This window comes from Peribacillus sp. (assembly GCF_059453735.1).
Window position 1 is genome coordinate 1 of record NZ_JAZVJO010000034.1, and the last position, 3,226, is coordinate 3,226.

Genomic DNA, 3,226 nt, shown 5'->3' on the forward strand with positions numbered 1-3,226 from the left:
AGCATCTGTTCCGAATGTCTTCATTTGGTCTTTAATATTGGCCACCTCTGGATACAGCTGTAAAGTAACCTGCTCCAGTACATTTCCCAATCCTTGACATACATTTTCATAACTATTTTCCCTAATAGCCGAAATCATACCAGGAATATCAGGATGATCCATTTTTGCAACCTGTAGCCGTTTATATATATCGGCTGTAGATACGCCAATTGTGGGCTTGGCTAAAATAACCCAGCATTTTGGCGGTGTGGGAAGATGTGTGATTTTTTCGCCACGTCCTCTGGCCAAAGCCGTGCCTCCATATACACAAAACGACACGTCTGAACCAATTTCAGCACCGATTTCAGCAAGCTCATCCATGGAAAGTCCTAACTTCCACAGTCTATTTAACCCTCTTAATGTAGCAGCAGCATCACTGCTTCCACCTGCAAGTCCCGCCGCTACGGGAATATTTTTCTCTATTGTAATAGAAACACCTTTGTTAATTCCATAACGTTCCTTTAAAATGAATGCAGCTTGATATGCCAAATTCCGATGATCATCCGGAACGAATCGATTATGAGACAGAATTTGAATGTGGTTCCCTTTTATTTCTTTTAGCTCTATTCTATCGGCAAGGTCAACTGTCGTCATGATCATTTCTACCTCATGATACCCATCAGGCCGTTTGAAAAGCACATCCAAAGCCAAATTAATTTTAGCCGGGGCTTTTTCCATAAGCTTCAATATGTCCACCTACTTTAACGTTCTTAAAAGTTCTTGTCCTATTCTACCATATTTGTTTATATTCTAAAGGTTTTTTCATCGTATTTACAATGTATTGAAGCGAAGAATACCTATAGAGGAGAAAAGAACTGCAGGGAGAAGGGGCCGTTTCTCCTTGTTAAAGAGTAACTATGCAACTTATTGCCCGTTGTTCGGTATATTTTTTACATAATAAAAGGCCAGACTCCTTTATTACAATGTAAGCATAAATGGATAGTGCTATACATTGGAGAAAGAGCCTGGCCCATTTCGAAGGACAGCATGATTCATTTTAGTGAGATTTTATTCTTTATCCACCATTTGACGTTGTGCTTTTTCGATTGCAAGCTTTACCATGTTCCCAGCATCACGGGCCCGGATTCCTCCCCAACCCTCTTTCTGGACAACATCATAAAACCCAAGTTCTTTAGCCAATTCTTCTTTAAAACCCTCTGACATAATCCCTTTTTTTCTACTCAAGCGAAACAACCCCTTTCACATGCTGTCACATATCTAGTGTTTGTTATATACACTATTTCATGACTACTTGTTTTATCCTGTACTGGTCATTTTTGAAGCTTTAGACAAATCAAAAAGCAGCAAACATATTGTCTGCTACTTCCTCTAAGTTACATCTCTTGTTGTTTGTTTAAAAAGGTTAGTTCCACGGCTTCCGTTAATACATCCGCATAGCTGTAAGATACTCTTTCAAATGCATTTTCATCTTGGTCGAGTTCAATTACAAATACAGCCGGATAAGTTTCCGCCAAAATTCCAAAACGTTCTACAGTCTTTCTTCTTCCACCGTTTGCTTTTAAAAGCAATCTTTTACCTAGGTTTGAATCAAGTGCAGTTTTAATATCAGCTAAAGTTTTTGGCATTTTCGGTCCACCTCACTAAATATAGTATATCACAAATTGTTAATATACGCAAACAAAATAATAAATTATATCAGCAGTTAAAAATGTAGTCAATATATTTTTAACTTAATTCCGCAAAAATCGTTAACATTTTTATTATCTCCTAGTAATTGAAAATATATGTAAACGAACTATTCATTATGAAAAATGCTGAATTTTCGCCACTGAGTGCTTTGTCTACTTCCTTGGTCGAAAAAATCCGGTAGTGATCATGGATATCCGAAATTTCAAACAGTAAAAGCGAGCTGCATTCTTTCAAAATGCAGCTCATCATTCTTCTTGAAAAGGTTTAAAGGGAAGTCCTGTTCGAAGCACTCCTTTTGTTTCGATTCCACCTAACCCTTTTTTGCCTGTTAAAGTATTGCGAAGAACATCCCATACATGAAGATTCTCCATATAAGTGGTAAAACTCACCTTGCCGACAATATATACAGGATCAAGCGCATGAATATTCACGCGCGAAGGAGAACTTGCATAATTGGCGCCTGCTTGGATGAGAGATTCAAAATGGGATTGACAAGCACCTGCGAAAATCACTAATTGATCTAGATGAGATACCTTCTTTCTCGCCTCTCGAACGGTTTGCACAAAGTCCCCGGAGTGACGATAGGCATTGATATCTGACATCGGTCCTTTTGCTTTAGAGTAAGCATCATGTCCTGTGACAACAAGGATATCTGGACGGTAATGGTCCAATAAGCTGCCAATTCGCTGTGGCATTTCCTTTTCATTACAATAGACGCCATTCACCGGTATGCCAAATTTCTGGTAAAGATCCAGACATTTCCGAAGATAGGAAGCATCTCCATCTACATGTAGCACTCTGCCCGGAATTTGAAAGTATTCACCGCTATAGCGATACCCATTACTGGATTGATAACCGCTTTTTTGTTGCTGCAACTCTAAATCCTGCGTTAATAGACGGTATGATTGTTCTTGGAGTGCTTCATTTGATCTTTGTCGAACATTTCGCTCATTATCATTTATGATCATTAAATCTTGAAAAGGTGCGTCTGCGATTAGCCGGATATCTTCCCCATAAAGAACCGCTTCACGTCTGCCGTTATTATCACGGATATCAATCACCCGAAACAACACGTCGCATTTATAGGAAAGTCGACCGACAACATCGTTTATATGAACATTCATTGCTCCACCCCATGAGAAGACTTATTTTCAGCCCACCCTAGATTGTTTTCTTTCTTAAGTTATGCGAATGCTTTATGAATGGTGAAAGTAAAAAATGATGGTATATCTTATGCAGTAATGCGTTCTCTAATCGCTCTAATCCAAAAAAAAAGCCGGATGCAGGGATATAGAACCCCTTTCCGGCTTTGATTAGTAGTAGTGCTTATTTGAAATTCGGCAATAATGCATCACTCAAGCGTCCAAATTCCTCGATGCTTAATGTTTCCCCTCGCCTAGTTGGGTCCACTTCTGACGCCTTAAGAGCGGCAAGGATCATTTCCTTTTTCGCTGTGCCCTCTGGCAACTGACTTGTTAAGTTGTTTAATATCGTTTTTCGGCGGTGTGCAAAGCTTGCGCGGGTCACGACGAATAAA

General features: G+C 39.3%; 4 protein-coding genes and 1 pseudogene. All 5 read right to left on the bottom strand.

Going from position 1 to position 3,226, the window contains the following annotated elements:
• On the bottom strand, positions 1-726 hold a 726-nt coding region (ispE, locus tag AC52RT_RS01005; protein WP_495539030.1), incomplete at its 3' end, for a 4-(cytidine 5'-diphospho)-2-C-methyl-D-erythritol kinase.
• Positions 727-1,047: 321 nt separating this feature from the next.
• Positions 1,048-1,224 (bottom strand): small, acid-soluble spore protein, alpha/beta type, encoded by a 177-nt coding sequence (locus tag AC52RT_RS01010; protein WP_402970892.1) that lies wholly within the window; start codon positions 1,222-1,224, stop codon positions 1,048-1,050.
• Positions 1,225-1,373: 149 nt separating this feature from the next.
• Positions 1,374-1,625: a biofilm formation stimulator Veg gene (gene veg / locus AC52RT_RS01015; RefSeq protein ID WP_495539031.1), complete on the bottom strand. Its 252-nt coding sequence runs from the start codon at positions 1,623-1,625 to the stop codon at positions 1,374-1,376.
• 309 nt (positions 1,626-1,934) lie between these two features.
• Entirely contained in the window at positions 1,935-2,813 is an 879-nt protein-coding gene (gene yabG, locus AC52RT_RS01020; protein WP_495539032.1) for a sporulation peptidase YabG, read from the bottom strand.
• A 202-nt stretch (positions 2,814-3,015) separates the two neighbouring features.
• Positions 3,016-3,226, bottom strand: a pseudogene (locus AC52RT_RS01025) (16S rRNA (adenine(1518)-N(6)/adenine(1519)-N(6))-dimethyltransferase RsmA); the annotation flags it as partial.

Coding starts and splice junctions, on each gene's coding strand:
- veg (WP_495539031.1), bottom strand. CDS start 1,625: ATGCCAAAAACTTTAGCTGATATTAAAACTGCACTTGATTCAAACCTA.
- yabG (WP_495539032.1), bottom strand. CDS start 2,813: ATGAATGTTCATATAAACGATGTTGTCGGTCGACTTTCCTATAAATGC.